Genomic DNA, 17,858 nt, shown 5'->3' on the forward strand with positions numbered 1-17,858 from the left:
TATTTGGAATAAAAAAGAACCATTAGGCCGAAGCTCAATGATTCTTTTTTTAGCAATCTAGATATAAATTTATACTACTGAGCATAGATATAAACTAATTAATTACCAACTGTTCCAAACCATTATCAGCCGCTGCCAAATTAGCCACCATTGATAATGCATGGGCCTGCTGGTTAGCATCAGTATGTCCTTCTTTTGGTGTAGCAGCTGTACCGCCACGCAACCAATTGTTTGCGGTGTCACGGGTGTTTCGATTATGCTGCTTATTTTGCAGGTTATACCAAGCCAAATCGTGATGTAGCGCGACGACATCACCCATAATGAGTAAAGCTGGCGTGGGTAGCTGATTTTGTTCTTGTAATTCAACGATATTAGCAAGCGTACCAGTCAATACTTGCTGGTTTGGCATACTGGCATTAGAGATGATAGCGATTGGCGTATCGGCACGACGACCAGCATCAATCAAGCCTTCAGTCAAACGCGCCAGCGAATGCAGACCCATATAGAACACCACGGTTTCGTCAGTATTTAAAAAGCTCTTAAAGTTGCTATTGGGCGCGCCAGCCTTTAAGAAGCCAGTGACAAAACGCACGGATTGTGAATGGTCACGGTGAGTGAGCGGAATACCTGCATAACTGGCAGCGGCGTTAGCAGCGGTGATACCGGGAACGACTTGATAAGGTACGCCGTGCGCACGTAGGCTTTCAATCTCTTCGCCGCCACGTCCAAAGATAAAGGGATCGCCACCTTTTAAACGTACTACACGGCGACCTTCTTTTGCACTATTGACCAACAGCTCATTGATACCAAGCTGAGCGACAGCATGATTGCTGCGTTTTTTACCGACAAATACTTTATCAGCATCACGGCGGCATAAGTCCAATACTTGCGGTGATACTAGCGCATCGTAGTAGACAATATCGGCTTGCTGCATTAAGCGCAGCGCTTTAAACGTGAGCAGCTCTGGATCACCGGGGCCTGCACCGACGATGTACACTTCACCGACAGGCGTTTGCTCAGGCGCTGCAGCCGGGTGTTGTGGCTGATCTATTGTAGCGGTGGTTGATACAGACGAAGACTCTGTTTGTAATGGTTGCGTGTCTGCGCGGCTCGTTTTATCAAGTTCAATTTTGGCGGCTGTCTCATCCAAGTCGGCTTGTAGTTGCGCGGCGGCTTGGCTTTCATTGCCCGCAAACATCAACTCGCTGACTTTGCCTTCAAAAGCGCGCTCCCAAAACTGCCGACGACCCGTTAAGGTTGGAATCTTGCTTTTTACCTCAGTACGGAAGTCGCCTGCTAGTTTGGCCAATTTTCCATAGCCTTGCGGAATCAAAGTTTCAAGCCGCGCCCGTAATAGACGTGCCAGCACCGGCGCTTTGCCATTGGACGAGATACCAATCACGATAGGATTGCGGTCGACGATGGCGGGGAAAATAAAATCACATAAAGGTGGGGTATCGACCACATTTACCGGAATATTAAGCTCGCTGGCATCAGCGTGGACTTGATGGTTAAGTATCTCGTCATCGGTCGCGGCAATGATAACGCGCGCGCCTGTCATATAGGTTTTATTATAATTATCATAGATAAGTTGGTGCTTGCTATCTGATAGTAAAGCTTGTATCTCAGCACTGATACTTGGTGCAAGGACAGTGATACACGCACCAGCGCGGCTGAGCAAGTCAGCCTTACGTAGCGCCACATCGCCGCCACCGACGATCAGCACTTTGCGATCTTCTAATTTAAAAAATAGTGGAAAGGTGTTCATATCTTCACCAGTTATTCAATTTAATAAGGTATGTGACCATTATGAGGTATCAGGCTTTGTGTCTCACTTAGTGTATTGGCATTAGTATATTCGTTTTTGATATGATAACGGTAGTTTTTGCGATGAAAGGGAATAGCGCCTATAAACTAAATATGTTTGATATTAAGTAACCCTAGGGGTATAATTTACTATCGATATGGGCAAAGGCTGTTATGAAAAGTCGTGAATTGATAAAAGAGATACAAGCCGATGGGTGGTATTTGGCAAGAGTAACAGGCAGTCATCATCATTTCAAACATGATAATAAGCTGGGCATAGTAACCATACCGCATCCAAAAAAGGATCTTCCCAAAGGAACGATTAAAAGCATATTAAAACAAGCTGGACTAGTGTAGTCCATTTTGTAAAATCTTAAACAAATAGAAATAACTGTATGATAACAAGAGGTAACCTTATGTTATATCCAATTGCGATCGAGCGCGGCGGCAAAGATACTGCCCACGGTATTATCGTACCTGACATTGCAGGGTGTTTCTCAGCTGCCGATAGTTACAACGATGTCTTTGAAAATACCATTGAAGCAATTACAGGTCACTTAGAATGCCTTGCAGAAGAAGGGATGGAAATCCCATTACCAAGTGATATCGAACAGTATATCGATAATCCAGATTATGAAGGAATGACATGGGCAGTCGTCGCTGTTGACGTGAATCGTTATCTTGGTAAAACTGAGAAAGTCAACGTAACGTTACCTAGTCGATTGATTCACTTAATTGATGCTAAAGTTGCCAGTAATAAAGAGCGCTATAGAAGTCGTAGTGCCTATCTATCGAACCTAGCAGAAAAAGATTTGATTATGACTGACGCTTAAACGATAAAAAACCGACTCGATTGAGTCGGTTTTTTATTTCTTTTATTATATCTAGGTTTTTAAGTTACAACTGCGTATGCAAACCACACTCACGGCTTTCTTCTACTTTCGTTGGATCAAAGTAGTCATGCTCGTTAGGTAAGTTATGCTCGTCCAAGTATACATCTAAATCGGCGTCGTTCTTGTCAAATAGTGGCGCGACTTTTAATACACCATCTTTCGATAAGCTAAGTACATCGAGACCTTGGCGGAATTCGGTTTGATCTTTACGAATGGCGTTGAACCAAACGTCAGGCTTTAGCTCATCTAGCGCACGGCGGAAGGGCTCAAGTTTCACTTGTTCTGTAAATTCATCATGCTGTGGGTTATCAATCCCTGGGATGCCATTCATCGTGGCATCACGATGCGCCGCCGTTTGCTTAGGGATATAGGTAACGACATTAAGATCTAAGTCTTTGATCACTTTATTAGCAAAACGATAAGTGGCGTCCGTGTTATAACCAGAATCTACCCATAATACGGTGATATCAGGACGTTGCTTGGCAACTAAATGCAAGATAGCCGACTCGTAAGGGCGGAAGTTGGTGGTAATGATAGGGTTTTTAGCCTGACTGAGTGCCCATTCAACGATTTGCTCTGGTGATTTTCCTTGTAGCGCTTGGTTGGCTTGATCAAGGTCTAGATCTGGGTGTAATTGACTCATAATATGTTCCTTAATGGTGGTTAATAATTTAAATGAATAAAGTTAAAGATGGTAAAAAAATTAAATATTTAATAGTAGTCGTAGGCTTGGTTTTTAACCCAGCTGTGAAAATTTATAAAAGTAAAATGCTGGGTTAAAAACCCAGCCTACAAAAATAGGTCGTTGCTGTCATAATTTAAATTGAAATAATACAAATTAGGCGTCCGCAAACATCGGTAAGTCGGCGGCGTTGCGACCGTCATAACTGCTAGCCAGCGCGTTAAATGCTTGGCTGATGTCGGAGATGGACTGTAGGTCATGCTCGCTTATCATAAAACTGTCCGCGCCCGCACGTAGTAGGTAGGCAATTTGGTCACGCCCAAACTTGCCAGCCATACGAATCTCGCCTTGGTAACCGATCTGGCGTAGGGTCTGGGCAAAGCTAAAGCCGCGTCCATCGGTGAACACTGGCACATTAATCACAATTAAATCTTGCTGCAATAAAAACTCTGGTATGCGAGTTAGCACTTCCGTATCGCTATTCGATGTCACCCAGACACCAAGATTGCTGGCATGTTGAGCGAGTAATTCATACACCTCTTGCAATAGACCGCCAGCAATATTGCCCTTAGTATCCAATAAATCGCTAAGCGGTAAGAGCACATCGAGCTTTTCTTGCTTTTGTAAAATTTCGAGCAATGATATGTGGGTCAGTGCGATACCATCTGGTAGATCGTTAGTCGTCAGTACATGCCAAGTATCGTTTTGACTGATGTCCACAGCCTCGCTATTGAAAAGATGATGATTACCCATAGACCTTCTCCTTAAAGGGTGCAAGGCCAATACGATTGATCAGCTCACCAAAGCCTTCTACCTCATTCTCATTAGCCACGCGTTGCTCTAGATAGACGTCTACTATCTTTTGTATCGTCGTCGCGACATCATCAGATGGCACCGCTTTACCCAATATCTTGCCGATTTTGGCGTCGTTACTAGAGTTTCCGCCGAGGCTGATTTGATACCAGTATTCGCCTTTTTTATCGACACCAAGGATACCGATATCGCCGGTATGATGATGCGCACAGGCATTCATACAGCCAGACATATTGAGGCGGATTTCACCCAAATCATAAAGATAGTCGAGATCATCAAATTGCTTTTCGATTTGTTCAGCGATATTGTGGGTTGTGGCATTGGCGAGCGAGCAAAAGTCCCAGCCTGGGCAGACGATCATATCGGTGAGGGTATTGATATTTGGACGGGCCAAATGTAGCGCAACCAACTGTTGCCATAGCTCGTATAAGCGGTTGGTTTGTACATCAGCGAAAACCAGATTTTGCTGATAAGTACCACGCAATTCACCAAAGCTATGTTCATCAGCGAGGTCGGCGAGGGCGTCCATTTGCGACTCACTGATATCACCTGAAGGCACGTACTTACCATTGACCAACCCTGCTTTTAACGAAATCACCACGGCGCGATAACCTGCGATTTTATGGGCGACCGTATTTTGGTTATACCAATTGGCAAAGTCTTTATCAGCGTTTAATTGCTGCTGCAAGTCCGACTGTACTTGGAGCGCATCAAAGCTTAGATAATCAGGTTCGGTAAAATAACTACTGGCTTTGTCAAAGCTGGCATCGGTTAGAGTTAATGAGCCATCTTTGGTGTGTGCTTCCCATTCAGCGTCGACCAGTTTAGCAAAGGCAGGACCGCCCATGCTCTCGACTAATATTTTGATACGCGCTTTGAATTTATTATCGCGGCGACCATGCAGATTATAGACGCGCAAAATCGCATCTAAATAGCTGAGTAAATGATGGCGTGGTAAAAATTTATTAATGGTTTTGCCAATCACTGGCGTACGTCCAAGCCCGCCACCAACAATCACCTCAAATCCAAGCTCGCCTTCTTCATTGGCTTTTAAATGCAGTCCGATATCATGCACCTGCGTCGCTGCCCGATCATTGGCGGTACCAATGACGGCAATCTTAAATTTGCGCGGTAAAAATGCAAACTCAGGATGAAAGGTTGACCACTGGCGAATAATCTCACAATAAGGACGTGGATCAGCAATCTCTTCTTTATGAATACCGGCGTAAGGGTCAGTGGTGGTATTACGAATACAGTTGCCCGAAGTCTGAATGGCATGCATCTGTACCGATGCCAGCTCCGCCAAAATATCTGGCACTTCTTCAAGTTTTGGCCAGTTCAGCTGCATATTGGTACGAGTGGTAAAGTGTCCGTAACCTCTGTCATATTTGCGGGTAATCTCGGCGAGCTTACGCAATTGATAGGTTGCCAGCAAGCCATATGGAACCGCAATACGCAACATCGGCGCATAACGCTGGATATAAAGACCGTTCTGCAAACGCAGCGGCAAAAATTGCTCTTCTGGCAGCTCGCCTGCCAAAAACCGTTCGGTTTGGTCGCGAAATTGGGCGACTCGTTCTTCTACCAAGGTTTGGTCAGCATAATTATATTGGTACATGACGTAATCTCAATAATGATAGACGTATATGATAGCTTAAAAACTGCTCAGTGACAGTTTAGTTTAGCTTAGCGTCACATCATATAAGCTATAGCGTTAAAACATAAATTCCTATAAGTCATATCCATATCCAAAGTCAGCATAAATTTTCATAACGAAAATTCGGTAGCCTATGCGTATTCTATTTATAACCCATTTACTCAGCTTTCTCACTCATCATTAAGGTTTTAAATTAATATGACATCTTCAGTCCCCAATCAAGCAGCCTCAAAACTAGTACCCCCTCATGGTAGCGACACCCTAAAGCCACTATTATTAAAAGGTAAAGCACGCGAAGAGGCTCTAGAACTTGCCAGCACTTTGCCGACTATCACGCTAAGCTCACGTGAGCGTGGTGATTTGATTATGCTTGGTATTGGTGGCTTCACCCCGCTAAATGGCTTTATGAATCAAGCCGATTGGCAAGGCGTTGTTGACAACATGCGTCTGCAAAGTGGTGAGAATGCTGGCTTGTTTTGGCCAATCCCCATTACTTTATCTGCTCCAAGAGCACTGACCGATACTTTGAGCCAAGGTGATAAAGTGGCTTTGGTCGCGGATGATGGGGAAGTGATGGGCATCATTACTGTCGAAGAAACTTATGATATCGACAAAGACCATGAGTGCCAGCAAGTCTTTACCACAACTGATCCTGAACATCCGGGCGTGCAGCAAGTCCTGAACCAAGGCGAAGTCAACATCGCAGGTCGCGTCGAAGTACTAAGCGAAGGCGAGTTCCCCGCCTTATACCCAGAGATTTATAAAACGCCAGCTGAGACGCGCGAGATATTGGATGCCAAAGGCTGGAAAACAGTCGCCGCCTTCCAAACGCGTAACCCTATGCACCGCTCACACGAATATCTGGCCAAGATTGCGATCGAGATTTGTGATGGCGTACTGATTCATTCGCTACTCGGCGCATTAAAACCAGGAGATATCCCAGCTGAGGTACGCCAAGAAGCCATTAAGACCTTGATTGATAATTATTTCAGAGCTGATACCGTGATCCAAGCAGGCTATCCGCTAGACATGCGTTATGCCGGTCCGCGTGAGGCGCTACTGCATGCAGTATTCCGTCAAAACTACGGTTGTAGCCATCTGATTGTTGGTCGTGACCACGCTGGTGTCGGCGATTATTACGGTGCCTTTGATGCGCAGACTATCTTTGAATATGTTGGTAAAGACGACCTTATCACTCAGCCGTTAAAAATTGGCTGGACCTTTTGGTGTAATGCTTGTAATGCGATGGCATCAGACAAGACTTGCCCGCATGATGCAAGTGAACACGTTAAGGTATCAGGTACTAAGCTACGTAAAGCCTTATCAGAAGATGAGGATGTGCCAGACAACTTTAGCCGTCCAGAAGTTTTGCAGATTTTGCGTGATTACTACGCTGGTATCGCTCGTGAAGAGCGTGCAGAGATCAAACTTACTGGCGCATCAGCCGTATAATTAACATTTGTCTTATTAGCAAATAAAGCTAGTACTAAAAAATGAAAAATGAAAAAAGGTGTCAGACGATAAATCTGACACCTTTTTTATGCTCTAAAGCTAGATTATTTAAAGCTACGTATTACCTTATGTTATCGCCTCATCGAATTCTAATTCAGCTCTAAATTCCCCTCAAGTTTCTCATAGTTTCCGGCTAGCGTCCCGCCACCTGAGCAAAAATAGTTTAATGCATATTTATCTTGGCTATCAATGGTCAGCGTATCCTCTTTAAATTGGAAGAACGCCATGCTGTCATTGCTGTTGTTTATCTTGGTCTGAAAAATAATACCATGTGCATCGTCTTGACCTAGCAACGTCGCCTTAGCGTCAAACTGACACGTTGGTTTTTTGACATCGCTGCGGGCACGCACCTTTATGGCAATATCTGCCGCTCCATCAGCTCTCACTATGACGCCCACCCAATCACTGCCTTGCTTGCGCGTCGCATAGCCGTTTGAAGCATAGTCACCAACGATTTTCTGTACCGCAGGTGTCTGCACAATAGCTGTAGCCTTACTCTTCACGGTGTTATCCATCTGGTTGAGATCGCTATAACTACAGCCAGTAACGCTAATAAGAACGGTGCTGGCACAAATTAAGACAGTAGAAAATACTGAGCGGCGTTGGTATTGAATCATAGGGCGGCACCTTGGTATTAAGTGAATGATAGGTATGGCTGATGACAGATGCTGACTATAAGTACGGAGCATAAGTACGGAGCATAAGTACTGACCGATCGAGGCGATTGGTTGGCTACGTATAGTATGCCACAGTCGGTAGCATAACGCTCTTAACCCCCTAGAGGTTAAAGCTGTTCTCATTTATTTCTTAGATTAACTGCTCGATTAGTCATGAAACAAATACAACTGCTTGCTTATGCCAAGTTCAGCACTCGATAAGCTGATTTGTCACTAAGCGTTCATAAAACAAGCTGCTAGCATGTCTCTCATTATCCACAGAAGCCAGTTAATAAATTGGCCAATAAGCTACGTTAAAAATTCAGTTCAGAGAGCCAAGCTCATCGAGCAATGGCAGTTGAGACCGTCATAAGTATTTTAATAAAAACGGTCGCATCGAAACTAAAAAATACGCAATTTAAAAATACAGAGAGCATTTATGCAAACCAATAGTACTATCAATAAAGTCTCAGCGCGCATCAGCACTAGCGCTGGCGTTTCACTGTCTCAAAGTGCGCAACCTCGCACCCTTATCATAGGCGGCGCGTTGACAGCGTTAATGCTAATGGCAGGCTGTAGCCCTACGCAAGCCACACAAGACGACACAGATAAGTCCGCAAGTGCGCAAAAAGACATCAGCCTGCTTAACGTCTCTTACGATGTGTCACGCGATTTTTATAAAGACTACAATGCTTTATTCAGTGCGGATTATCAGGCAACGCATCCAGACAGTAAAATAAATATCAATCAGTCGCATGGCGGCTCAAGCAAGCAAGCCTTGTCGGTTGCCAGTGGTTTGCAAGCTGATGTGGTGACCTTAAACCAACAAAGCGATATGAATTTGCTGGTCGAAAAAGGCTTAGTCGCAGCCGACTGGCAGCAAGCACTACCTAATAATGCCGTGCCTTATACCAGCACTATGGTGCTACTGGTACGGAACGGCAATCCAAAAAACATTCAAGACTGGTCTGATTTGGCACGTAATGGTATCGATGTGGTCATCCCGAATCCAAAGACCAGTGGTACGGCGCGTTATGCCTTTTTGGGCGCTTATGGTTATGGGCTACATCAGTTTAACGAAAGCCCGCAGAACCCAACCAAAACCAATGATTTTATCCAAAAGCTACTGGCGAACGTTGTCACTTATGACAATGGTGCACGGGCAGCGACGACCAGCTTTACCCAGCGCGGCCTTGGCGATGTGCTCGTCACTACCGAAAACGAAGCACATCTGGCCGCGAAGCAGTTTGCGAAAGGAAAAGTCGACATCGTCTATCCGAGCTACTCGATTGTGATTAAAAACCCTGTTGCCGTGGTGACCGCGGTCACCGAAAAAAGCGGTAAAACTGAGGCAGCTAATACCTATCTTAAGGGTTTATGGGACACGCCAGCACAAGAGCTGATGGCACAAATGTATATGCGTCCTAGTAATGAGCAGGTGCTGACCGCGCACAAAGACACATTGCCTGATATTGACACCTTTGAGCCAGTCGAAGTTTTCGGTTCTTGGGCTCAGATTATGGAGACATTCTTTGTCGATGGTGGGCGTTTTGATCAGTTGGCACGGGTAGAGTAATGGCTAACTGTAATACCGCATTTGATTAGATCGTTACAGCTAGCCAGCACTCGACAGCAGGCAGACGTCATAAAAAGTGGTATGCCTCAAGAGATAACCACTTATAAGTTATTGATAAATTTATTTATATGACTTGGTTATTCCATTTTGGCAATAACATACACATATTCATCATTAAACATAATAAGATGGCGCTGTTAGCATACTTGCACAACATAACAAACAGACATCTCTGAGGTATTTATGACTGACGCAGCTCGTTATCAACAAAAAAACAAAGCGCTAAGTGCTCTAAGCATTGCTGGCGTGGCACTGACACTTGGACTCGCGGGCTGTAGCAACAGCGAGCAGACCGATACGACGGCCAATGCTGATGGCACGCCAGCTGCAGAAGGTCAAAATATCGAGCTGTTAAACGTCTCTTATGATGTGGCACGCGACTTTTATAAAGACTACAACCCGCTGTTCGTTGAACATTATGAAGCGGAGAACCCAAACAGTAATATCCTAATCAAGCAGTCACATGGTGGCTCAAGTAAGCAAGCCCTGTCGGTTGCTAATGGTCTGCAAGCGGATGTCGCGACCATGAATCAAGGCTCAGATATCGAGCTGCTTGAGAAAAAAGGCTTGGTTGAGTCAGATTGGGAAAGCAAATTCCCAGATAACGCTGTGCCCTTTACCAGTACTATCGTATTTTTGGTGCGTAAAGACAACCCAAAAGGTATCAATGATTGGGAAGACTTGACCAAAGATGGCCTTGAGATTGTAATGGCCAATCCGAAAGTTACCGGTAATGGTCGCTATGCATTTTTAGGGGCTTATGGTTATGGCTTACACGCCTTTAATAACGAAGAAGCACCAGCGAAAAAATACGTAAAAGACATGCTAAAAAACGTCAAAGTCTATGAGAATGGCGGGCGTGCAGCGACGACGACCTTCGTTCAGCGCGGTATTGGTGATGTCTTAGTTACCTTTGAAAACGAAGCCAACCTTGCGGCCACTGATTTTGGTGCGGGTCAAGTTGACATCGTTTATCCTAAATACTCTATCAAATCAGAAAGCCCTGTTGCGATCGTCAAAGCTGTGACTGATAAAAAAGGCACCACTGACGCGGCAAAAGCTTATCTTGATTACTTATGGAGCGAGCCTGCTCAGCAATTGGCCGCTGACCTTTACTTACGTCCTAGCGTAAAAAGCGTCCTTGATAAAAACGGTGACAAATTACCACCGGTTGAAACCTTTCGCCCGAACGATGCCTTTGGTACGTGGGATGAGATCATGAGTACTTACTTTGGCGATGGTGGTGTATTCGATCAGTTAGCGATTAATGCCCCGCAGTAACCAATACGCTTGCTTTTAAACGTACTGTCGTTACCCGCTTAGCAGTTCTAAAGTAACGTCCAATCATATAAAGGACATGGCACCCGCGCTATGTCCTTTATACCGTAAGCGGACTAATAATACATTTGATAAAACGTGGTCTTTACGATAAGTACCATCAGATAGGCAATAGGACATCACTATGAGTGCAACACCATCTTCGAGCAGCAAACCTTTGCCAAAAAAAGGCTGGCTGAACCGTTTGCGTCAGCGCAATGTGCTGCCAGGGTTTGGTCTGAGCATGGGCATTACCGTCTTTAGCTTGTCGTTATTAGTGGTACTACCGTTTGCTATGATGGCCTATACTACAACCCAAATGGGCTGGACGGGCTTTTGGGAAACCATTACCCAGCCGCAAGTAACTGCTGCTATTAAATTAAGCTTGTGGATGTCGTTTTTAGCCATGCTCACCAATATGGTGTTTGGGACGCTGGTCGCCTGGGTACTGGTGCGTTATGAATTTTGGGGTAAGTCCTTAATCAATGCCTTGGTTGATTTGCCTTTTGCACTACCAACCGCTGTCACTGGGATTTCTCTGGCCACTCTTTATGCGCCGAATGGCCTGATTGGTAAATGGTTTGATAAGTTCGACATTCAGGTGGCTTTTACGCCTATCGGTATTTGGCTCGCTTTAGTGGTGGTCAGCTTTCCATTTATTGTTCGTGCCGTGCAGCCCGTATTGGCTGAGCTATCGGTTGAGTTTGAGGAGGCGGCCGCGGTACTGGGCGCAAATCGTTTAACCACGTTTCGTAAGGTGATTTTGCCAGAGCTGTTACCAGCATTATTAATGGGCGCGGGCATGATGTTTGCCCGTGCGACTGGCGAGTATGGTTCGGTGATTTTTATCGCGGGTAATATTCCGATGCAGTCTGAAATTTTACCACTCATTATTATTAGTAAGCTTGAGCAGTTCGATATCCAAGGTGCTTCTGCCGTGGCGTTATTTATGCTGATGATTTCATTTGTGATTTTATTGACCATCAACATTGTACAGTGGAAACTGTCGCGCCGTGTAGGAGCTCGCTAAGATGCAGATATCCAATAGCTACGACTATCAAAGCAACCCAGCAACCAAAGATACCCCATGGATACGGCGCACCTTTATTGGCATCGCTGTCTTATTCATGGTTATCATGCTAGTAGTACCATTATTTGCGGTGTTCTATGAAGCCTTTAAAGGTGGCTGGCAGTTGTATATTGCCTCGCTGGTCGATCCAGAAGCGCTGCAAGCGATTAAGCTCACATTAATTACCGCCGCTATCGTGTTGCCAATTAACATGGTGATGGGTATCGCAATTGCATGGCTCGTGACGCGTTATCAATTCAAAGGTAAGCAGCTGGTCACGACCTTGCTTGATTTGCCGTTTTCGGTGTCACCAGTGGTCGCCGGTTTGATGTTTGTCTTGTTATTCGGTCTTAACTCTACTGTTGGTGGCTGGCTTGAGAGCATGGGCTTTCAGGTTATTTATGCCGTTCCGGGTATTGTGTTAGCCACGTTATTTGTGACCTTTCCCTTTGTGGCACGTGAGCTGATACCGCTGATGCAGACTCAAGGTGATAGTGAGGAGCAGGCCGCGCTTACTTTGGGTGCCACCGGTTGGCAGACTTTTTGGCATGTGACCTTGCCCAATATCAAATGGGCATTGCTCTATGGTTTGATTTTGACCAACGCTCGGGCAATGGGTGAATTCGGTGCCGTGAGCGTGGTCTCAGGTCATATACGTGGTGAGACCAATACCATGCCGCTCTTGGTTGAGATTGCTTACAATGATTATAATTTTACCGCCGCTTTTGCTTTATCAAGCTTACTTGCCGCACTGGCGTTAGTGACGCTATTGATACAACAAGTCATGACCAAGGTACAAGAGCGCAAGTTTGCCAAATCTGAACGGCTAGCGAGCGCGCCTGAGCTACCAGTGAGTGCCAATGCCACCGTAGCAAAGCGCGCAGATGACAGCGTATAAGCGGCTAAAGTAGTGATTGATAAAACAGCGACTAGTAAAACAATAATCGAAATCATCTGCTACGATAAGACAAAAGATATAATAAGAGACACTATTATGAGCATCGAGATTAGGAACGTTAATAAAAAGTTTGGCAATTTTACTGCCTTAGACAATATCAATATCACCGTACCTACAGGTAAATTGACAACGTTATTAGGGCCTTCTGGCTGCGGTAAAACAACCTTGTTACGCATCATCGCTGGGCTTGAGTATTCGGACTCGGGGCAGATATTGTTTGATGAGTTGGACGTCACCCATACGCCTGTGCAAAAACGCCATATCGGCTTTATGTTTCAGCACTATGCGCTATTTCGCCACAAAAACATCGCCGATAATATCGCCTTTGGCTTAACGTTATTGCCCAAGAATGAGCGACCAAGCAAAGCGGATATCAATAAGCGAGTGGCAGAGCTTCTAGAATTAGTACAGCTGCCACAAATCGCTAATGCTTATCCGCATCAATTATCTGGCGGTCAGCGTCAGCGTATTGCGCTGGCACGTGCCTTAGCAGTAAAACCAAAGCTGTTGCTATTGGATGAGCCATTTGGTGCGCTTGATGCCAAGGTACGTAAGGAGTTGCGTACTTGGCTAAAAGACATTCATCATGAGCTGGGTATCACCAGTATCATGGTCACCCATGATCAAGAAGAAGCCCGCGCTGTGTCTGATGAGATTGTGGTGATGAATCATGGCCATGTTGAGCAAGTAGGTACTTCAGAAGAGTTGATACATCATCCAGCTAACGCCTTTGTCAGTGATTTCTTAGACTTAGTATAGAAGGGTTATAATCCACCTGTTTTAAGTCTTATTTTCACAGGGCTATTTTCAAAAGACTATAGCTGTTTTTAGAATAAGCATGGTGTGCAATTACTATCGTTTGCATATAAAAAAGACCTACTGATGTAGGTCTTTTTTTATGGCTTAAATTATGTATGGGCTTCAACGTAGAGGGCAGGGCAATGACTAAGTAATAGTCCAGTTAATAGTAAACTCAGCAACTATTAACTGAATGAGTAGCCTCTAAGCAAGTTTTGACATATTTAGGTTCAAGTCTTTGAGTGAGGTTTGCTCATAGGTGATATCCAAGATATCTTGACACCAGTCAGGCAGATCATCGGCTACTTCATACCACATCCAGGTACCATCGCGAGCACAGCTTAAGATGCCCAGTTTTTTTAAATGGTTCAAATGGCGCGAGATGGTTGGCTGTGGTTGATCCAATATTTCTACCAATTCGCCCACACAGCGTGCTTCTTTTTTGAATAAGATTTGGAAGATTTTTAAGCGCGTCGGATCAGATAAAACCTTAAACAATTCGATAGGTTGTATCGTAAAATTATTATCAGACATAGGATAATTCCAATAGAGCTTCGTTAATAGGGGTTCAATATAACAGCAGTTGCTTATTAAATCGATTAAAAAATGAGCAAAATTACACTTCGTCGTCATTTTAGTACCGTTAAGTATAATCGGTTACACGTTTATCTATATCCAGTTACATGAATTCATACCCAAACTCTCTAGTGGTGCATTAATGATAAACAGATAGGCTAATGCTATTGCAAATGGTAATAATTATCGTTATTATAACGACTAACAAGATAAAGTATTGAATGTTAAGTAACTTATCCGTTCAAAAAGCTTTTCTTTAATCCTTTAAGTGCATCAGCAAGACATATAGTAACCATCGTAGGAGCCAGCACATGTACGTATGTATCTGTAACGACGTAAAAGAAAAGCAAATCAAAGCCGCCATTGCTGCCGGTATCGATACCCTTGACGGTCTAAAAGATACCCTTGATGTTGCGACGTGCTGTGGTTGCTGTGAGCCGATGGTCAATGATTACCTTGATGAACACCATGCCAAGCTGGATGTCTTAGCTTACGCCGTCTAACGGCTATTAGATAAGTGCCTTTTAGGCTTGTGCATCACAAGTACCTGCCTTTCATTGCAAATACCCAGGCTTATGTTATCAGGCTTACCTTTTCTAACTCAGCTAAAAAAGTTAGCGAACAGTTATAAAGGGTAGGGCCATTGCCATTCGTATATATCGCGCTGAACTCTCTCTGTATTACTCACATACCTCTTTAGCCGCTGCAAAAAAAAGCTGGCTAATTATGATTCTCAATTAGCATCTTATTCTTAGTTCATAACGTTACAAGCCATATAGCGCCTATATGCTACTATATATGTCTTGCTTTGGAAGAATTTTTGTTGTTTTTAACTTTACTGAGCAGTTTACTGATAATACTGTTAATATATGCATTATTATGAATGTAATCTGCCAGACGAATATAGGAGTGCATGTGATGATAGGTAGCCCAAAAGTCATTGATTATTTAAACTTTCTGTTAGGTGGTGAGCTTGCGGCTCGTGACCAGTACTTTATTCACTCTGAGATGTATGCTGAATGGCATTACGGTAAATTATACGACCGTATCAACCACGAAATGCAAGATGAGACCTTGCATGCACAGGCTATCATTCGTCGTATTCTAATGTTAAGCGGTACGCCAAAAATGCAGGTTGACGGTATCAATATCGGCAGCACCGTTCCTGAAATGCTACAGCTTGACCTTGATTTAGAGTATCAAGTACAGCAGCATTTAAAAGACGGTATTGCGCTGTGCGAAGAAGAGCATGATTACGTCACGCGCGAGATGTTGGTCGAGCAGCTCAAAGACACGGAAGAAGATCATGCGCATTGGCTTGAGCAGCAGCTGCGTCTTATCGATATGATTGGTCTGCCAAATTACCTACAAAGTCAAATGGCTGAGGTATCCCCTCATCTGGCTTGATAGCTATAGACGACATTTAACTTATTAGGTAATGATAAAGGGAGAGAAATTATGAAAGGGGATAAAGACGTTACTCGTGCACTCAATAAAGTGCTTGGCCAGTCATTAATCGCTATTAACCAGTATTTTTTGCATGCGCGTATCGCACGTCATTGGGGGCTTGAAGCGCTGAATGAGAGCTTCTACAAACAGTCTATAGCGGAAATGAAGTGGTCTGATGATCTGATTGCACGGATTTTGTTGCTAGGCGGCCTACCGAATTTGCAAGATTATGGCAAAATGTTTATCGCTGAAGATGTGCCTGAAATGATTGACTGTAATCTACGCTTAGAAAAGCAGAAGTTCGACATCCTGACCGATACCATTGCCCTGTGCGAGACTCACCGTGATTATGTATCTCGTCAGCTAGTGGTAAAACTGAAAGATGGCAATGAAGAGTATCAAGACTGGCTAGAGACTCAAGAAGACTTGATAAAAGACGTTGGTGTAGAGAATTATATCCAATCGCAAATGGATGATGACAAAGCACCTTAGTCACTCATCAACAGTCACTCATCAATCAAAAAGCCAGTAGAGGTTTGATATCGTTCAAACCTCTACTGGCTTTTTTTTGTTTAGCACTTATGAGTGTGTCTTATGACATCAAGTGTCTTCAGTTTTTGAATTTAGGGCACGACCTAATACAGACCGCGACCATCTTCAGGTTTGAGACGTAAAAAATACAATCCTGAGAGAATGGTTAAAATACCCAGTATCCAATACGTCGTCTGAAAGGCAGCCAAGGTATCAAGCTCAAACCGCTCACGTAGTAGGTTGAGTAGCGCAGCGCCAAAGGCAATACCAAAGCTAATCGCTAGCTGCTGATTAACGGCCATCAAACTGTTACCGCTACTGGTTTGCACACCTTCTAAATCACCGATGGTAATGGTGTTCATCGCGCTAAACTGCATAGAGTTGCAAGCACCCATCACGGTCAAAATAGGGATGAACCAAAGCCACTGTGAGGCATTATTAAACTGCGCCAACATAATGATGAGTGTGCCCATAAAAAATGTATTGTAGACCAGTACTGTGCGGTAGCTATAACGCTGGATAATTCGACTGACCCAAGGCTTGATGCCAATCGCCCCAACCGCGATAGGCGCCAGTAGCCAACCTGCACGCGACGGTGAGTATTCAAACACCACTTGTAGTAATAGTGGTAATAGGAACGGTACGGCACTGATACCCAAGCGCGTAAATAAGTTACCCGTAATCCCAATCTTAAAGGTGCGAATATCAAATAGGCTCAATGGAAAGAGCGGCGCATGACGGCGTTTGGCATGCCAGACATAGGCGCCTATCAACGCCGTCGAGAAGAACGCTAACACCAAGCCATAAGTCCCGCGACCTGTTTGTGAGCCGAATTCAACAGCGAGGGTATAGCCGCAAGCTGCTGCCGCAAACAATAAAAAACCCGTCCAATCTAAATGCTTGGTATCTTCAAATAAAGCAGGTACCAGTTTTTTGCCCATGATAAAACCAAAAACACCCATGGGTACATTGATCAAAAATATCCACTGCCAGCTGGCATATTGCACGATATAACCACCGAGTACGGGTCCTACTAACGGCGCTACCAATGCGGGAATCACTGCAAAATTCATGACGGTCAATAGCTTATTGCGGGGATACGACTTGACCAGTATCAAACGGGCAACCGGCGTCATCATCGCGCCACCGATACCCTGAATAATGCGCGAACCAATCAAAAAATCTAGGGTAGGCGATGCAGCACACAGTATAGAGCCCACGCAGAATATAACGATAGCGTATAAAAACACCCGCCGCGTACCATATTTATCGGCCAAAAATCCACTGATAGGAATAAAGATAGCCAAGGTTAAAGCGTAGCTAATAACGGCCCACTGCATCTTAAGTGGCGACTCACCCAGCGCTTGTGCCATTTGCGGTAGTGAGGTATTCAAGATAGTGGCGTCTAAAATCTGCATAAACAGCGCCACCGCTAGCACATAGGGCAGGTATTTATTCTGGGTAGGAGTTAGCGTTACCATACTGACATCACTTTATCTTAAGGT

General features: G+C 44.4%; 18 protein-coding genes. 11 read left to right on the forward strand and 7 right to left on the reverse strand.

Features of this window, described 5'->3' with window-relative positions; all coding sequences use genetic code 11:
- Positions 1–94: 94 nt before the first annotated feature.
- Positions 95–1,768 (reverse strand): uroporphyrinogen-III C-methyltransferase, encoded by a 1,674-nt coding sequence (gene cobA / locus AAEY79_RS02865; RefSeq protein WP_201566877.1) that lies wholly within the window; start codon positions 1,766–1,768, stop codon positions 95–97.
- A gap of 212 nt (positions 1,769–1,980) precedes the next feature.
- On the opposite strand from cobA, the gene AAEY79_RS02870 reads away from it, so the two are divergent.
- Both AAEY79_RS02870 and AAEY79_RS02875 read left to right on the forward strand, forming a co-directional pair.
- The gene (locus tag AAEY79_RS02870; protein WP_025652047.1) at positions 1,981–2,163 is read left to right on the forward strand and encodes a type II toxin-antitoxin system HicA family toxin; all 183 of its coding nucleotides are present in this window, start codon (positions 1,981–1,983) and stop codon (positions 2,161–2,163) included.
- A gap of 59 nt (positions 2,164–2,222) precedes the next feature.
- Positions 2,223–2,639, forward strand: coding sequence for a type II toxin-antitoxin system HicB family antitoxin (locus tag AAEY79_RS02875; protein WP_025652046.1), 417 nt, complete (start codon positions 2,223–2,225; stop codon positions 2,637–2,639).
- A gap of 64 nt (positions 2,640–2,703) precedes the next feature.
- Here the strand turns inward: AAEY79_RS02875 and AAEY79_RS02880 are convergent, their stop codons facing one another.
- The 3 genes from AAEY79_RS02880 to AAEY79_RS02890 form a co-directional block, all read right to left on the reverse strand.
- A complete protein-coding gene (locus AAEY79_RS02880; protein ID WP_201583732.1) occupies positions 2,704–3,342 on the reverse strand; it encodes a phosphoadenosine phosphosulfate reductase family protein in 639 nt (212 codons plus the stop codon).
- 195 nt (positions 3,343–3,537) lie between these two features.
- Positions 3,538–4,134 carry a DUF934 domain-containing protein gene (locus AAEY79_RS02885; RefSeq protein ID WP_025652044.1) on the reverse strand — a complete coding sequence of 199 codons (597 nt, stop codon included), beginning with the start codon at positions 4,132–4,134 and terminating at the stop codon, positions 3,538–3,540.
- Complete coding sequence (locus tag AAEY79_RS02890) at positions 4,127–5,812, reverse strand: nitrite/sulfite reductase (RefSeq protein WP_025652043.1); 1,686 nt, start codon at positions 5,810–5,812, stop codon at positions 4,127–4,129. Before AAEY79_RS02890 ends, AAEY79_RS02885 begins: the two co-directional genes overlap by 8 nt.
- Before the next feature lie 237 nt (positions 5,813–6,049).
- On the opposite strand from AAEY79_RS02890, the gene sat reads away from it, so the two are divergent.
- Positions 6,050–7,303, forward strand: coding sequence for a sulfate adenylyltransferase (gene sat / locus AAEY79_RS02895; RefSeq protein ID WP_025652042.1), 1,254 nt, complete (start codon positions 6,050–6,052; stop codon positions 7,301–7,303).
- Positions 7,304–7,452: 149 nt separating this feature from the next.
- Here sat and AAEY79_RS02900 read toward each other — a convergent pair whose 3' ends face one another.
- Complete coding sequence (locus tag AAEY79_RS02900) at positions 7,453–7,980, reverse strand: hypothetical protein (protein ID WP_025652041.1); 528 nt, start codon at positions 7,978–7,980, stop codon at positions 7,453–7,455.
- A 478-nt stretch (positions 7,981–8,458) separates the two neighbouring features.
- On the opposite strand from AAEY79_RS02900, the gene AAEY79_RS02905 reads away from it, so the two are divergent.
- The 5 genes from AAEY79_RS02905 to AAEY79_RS02925 all read left to right on the forward strand — a co-directional run bounded on the left by AAEY79_RS02905 (position 8,459) and on the right by AAEY79_RS02925 (position 13,758).
- Positions 8,459–9,595: a sulfate ABC transporter substrate-binding protein gene (locus tag AAEY79_RS02905; protein ID WP_025652040.1), complete on the forward strand. Its 1,137-nt coding sequence runs from the start codon at positions 8,459–8,461 to the stop codon at positions 9,593–9,595.
- Positions 9,596–9,838: 243 nt separating this feature from the next.
- A complete protein-coding gene (locus AAEY79_RS02910) occupies positions 9,839–10,936 on the forward strand; it encodes a sulfate ABC transporter substrate-binding protein (protein WP_025652039.1) in 1,098 nt (365 codons plus the stop codon).
- 181 nt (positions 10,937–11,117) lie between these two features.
- Positions 11,118–12,002 carry a sulfate ABC transporter permease subunit CysT gene (cysT, locus tag AAEY79_RS02915; RefSeq protein WP_025652038.1) on the forward strand — a complete coding sequence of 295 codons (885 nt, stop codon included), beginning with the start codon at positions 11,118–11,120 and terminating at the stop codon, positions 12,000–12,002.
- A gap of 1 nt (position 12,003) precedes the next feature.
- The gene (cysW, locus tag AAEY79_RS02920; RefSeq protein WP_025652037.1) at positions 12,004–12,939 is read left to right on the forward strand and encodes a sulfate ABC transporter permease subunit CysW; all 936 of its coding nucleotides are present in this window, start codon (positions 12,004–12,006) and stop codon (positions 12,937–12,939) included.
- A 96-nt stretch (positions 12,940–13,035) separates the two neighbouring features.
- Positions 13,036–13,758: a sulfate/molybdate ABC transporter ATP-binding protein gene (locus tag AAEY79_RS02925; RefSeq protein WP_025652036.1), complete on the forward strand. Its 723-nt coding sequence runs from the start codon at positions 13,036–13,038 to the stop codon at positions 13,756–13,758.
- 243 nt (positions 13,759–14,001) lie between these two features.
- Here AAEY79_RS02925 and AAEY79_RS02930 read toward each other — a convergent pair whose 3' ends face one another.
- Complete coding sequence (locus tag AAEY79_RS02930) at positions 14,002–14,331, reverse strand: helix-turn-helix transcriptional regulator (protein WP_025652035.1); 330 nt, start codon at positions 14,329–14,331, stop codon at positions 14,002–14,004.
- Positions 14,332–14,684: 353 nt separating this feature from the next.
- Here AAEY79_RS02930 and AAEY79_RS02935 point away from each other — a divergent pair, with 353 nt between their 5' ends.
- From AAEY79_RS02935 to bfr (AAEY79_RS02945), 3 genes are all read left to right on the forward strand, one after another.
- Positions 14,685–14,876 (forward strand): bacterioferritin-associated ferredoxin, encoded by a 192-nt coding sequence (locus AAEY79_RS02935; protein WP_025652034.1) that lies wholly within the window; start codon positions 14,685–14,687, stop codon positions 14,874–14,876.
- Positions 14,877–15,291: 415 nt separating this feature from the next.
- Complete coding sequence (bfr, locus tag AAEY79_RS02940) at positions 15,292–15,780, forward strand: bacterioferritin (protein WP_025652033.1); 489 nt, start codon at positions 15,292–15,294, stop codon at positions 15,778–15,780.
- 51 nt (positions 15,781–15,831) lie between these two features.
- On the forward strand, positions 15,832–16,314 hold the full coding sequence (gene bfr, locus AAEY79_RS02945; protein ID WP_025652032.1) for a bacterioferritin: 483 nt from the start codon (positions 15,832–15,834) through the stop codon (positions 16,312–16,314).
- A gap of 143 nt (positions 16,315–16,457) precedes the next feature.
- Here bfr (AAEY79_RS02945) and AAEY79_RS02950 read toward each other — a convergent pair whose 3' ends face one another.
- The gene (locus AAEY79_RS02950) at positions 16,458–17,834 is read right to left on the reverse strand and encodes a DHA2 family efflux MFS transporter permease subunit (protein ID WP_201577187.1); all 1,377 of its coding nucleotides are present in this window, start codon (positions 17,832–17,834) and stop codon (positions 16,458–16,460) included.
- Between the last annotated feature and the right edge of the window lie 24 nt (positions 17,835–17,858).

This window comes from Psychrobacter sp. GW64-MNA-CIBAN-0177 (assembly GCF_040309585.1).
Lineage (GTDB): Bacteria > Pseudomonadota > Gammaproteobacteria > Pseudomonadales > Moraxellaceae > Psychrobacter > Psychrobacter okhotskensis.

What these genes read in the sequence shown, in the direction of transcription:
- cobA (WP_201566877.1), bottom strand. Translation starts at nt 1,768, where the DNA reads ATGAACACCTTTCCACTATTTTTTAAATTAGAAGATCGCAAAGTGCTG.
- AAEY79_RS02870 (WP_025652047.1), top strand. Translation starts at nt 1,981, where the DNA reads ATGAAAAGTCGTGAATTGATAAAAGAGATACAAGCCGATGGGTGGTAT.
- AAEY79_RS02875 (WP_025652046.1), top strand. Translation starts at nt 2,223, where the DNA reads ATGTTATATCCAATTGCGATCGAGCGCGGCGGCAAAGATACTGCCCAC.
- AAEY79_RS02880 (WP_201583732.1), bottom strand. Translation starts at nt 3,342, where the DNA reads ATGAGTCAATTACACCCAGATCTAGACCTTGATCAAGCCAACCAAGCG.
- AAEY79_RS02885 (WP_025652044.1), bottom strand. Translation starts at nt 4,134, where the DNA reads ATGGGTAATCATCATCTTTTCAATAGCGAGGCTGTGGACATCAGTCAA.
- AAEY79_RS02890 (WP_025652043.1), bottom strand. Translation starts at nt 5,812, where the DNA reads ATGTACCAATATAATTATGCTGACCAAACCTTGGTAGAAGAACGAGTC.
- sat (WP_025652042.1), top strand. Translation starts at nt 6,050, where the DNA reads ATGACATCTTCAGTCCCCAATCAAGCAGCCTCAAAACTAGTACCCCCT.
- AAEY79_RS02900 (WP_025652041.1), bottom strand. Translation starts at nt 7,980, where the DNA reads ATGATTCAATACCAACGCCGCTCAGTATTTTCTACTGTCTTAATTTGT.
- AAEY79_RS02905 (WP_025652040.1), top strand. Translation starts at nt 8,459, where the DNA reads ATGCAAACCAATAGTACTATCAATAAAGTCTCAGCGCGCATCAGCACT.
- AAEY79_RS02910 (WP_025652039.1), top strand. Translation starts at nt 9,839, where the DNA reads ATGACTGACGCAGCTCGTTATCAACAAAAAAACAAAGCGCTAAGTGCT.
- cysT (WP_025652038.1), top strand. Translation starts at nt 11,118, where the DNA reads ATGAGTGCAACACCATCTTCGAGCAGCAAACCTTTGCCAAAAAAAGGC.
- cysW (WP_025652037.1), top strand. Translation starts at nt 12,004, where the DNA reads ATGCAGATATCCAATAGCTACGACTATCAAAGCAACCCAGCAACCAAA.
- AAEY79_RS02925 (WP_025652036.1), top strand. Translation starts at nt 13,036, where the DNA reads ATGAGCATCGAGATTAGGAACGTTAATAAAAAGTTTGGCAATTTTACT.
- AAEY79_RS02930 (WP_025652035.1), bottom strand. Translation starts at nt 14,331, where the DNA reads ATGTCTGATAATAATTTTACGATACAACCTATCGAATTGTTTAAGGTT.
- AAEY79_RS02935 (WP_025652034.1), top strand. Translation starts at nt 14,685, where the DNA reads ATGTACGTATGTATCTGTAACGACGTAAAAGAAAAGCAAATCAAAGCC.
- bfr (WP_025652033.1), top strand. Translation starts at nt 15,292, where the DNA reads ATGATAGGTAGCCCAAAAGTCATTGATTATTTAAACTTTCTGTTAGGT.
- bfr (WP_025652032.1), top strand. Translation starts at nt 15,832, where the DNA reads ATGAAAGGGGATAAAGACGTTACTCGTGCACTCAATAAAGTGCTTGGC.
- AAEY79_RS02950 (WP_201577187.1), bottom strand. Translation starts at nt 17,834, where the DNA reads ATGGTAACGCTAACTCCTACCCAGAATAAATACCTGCCCTATGTGCTA.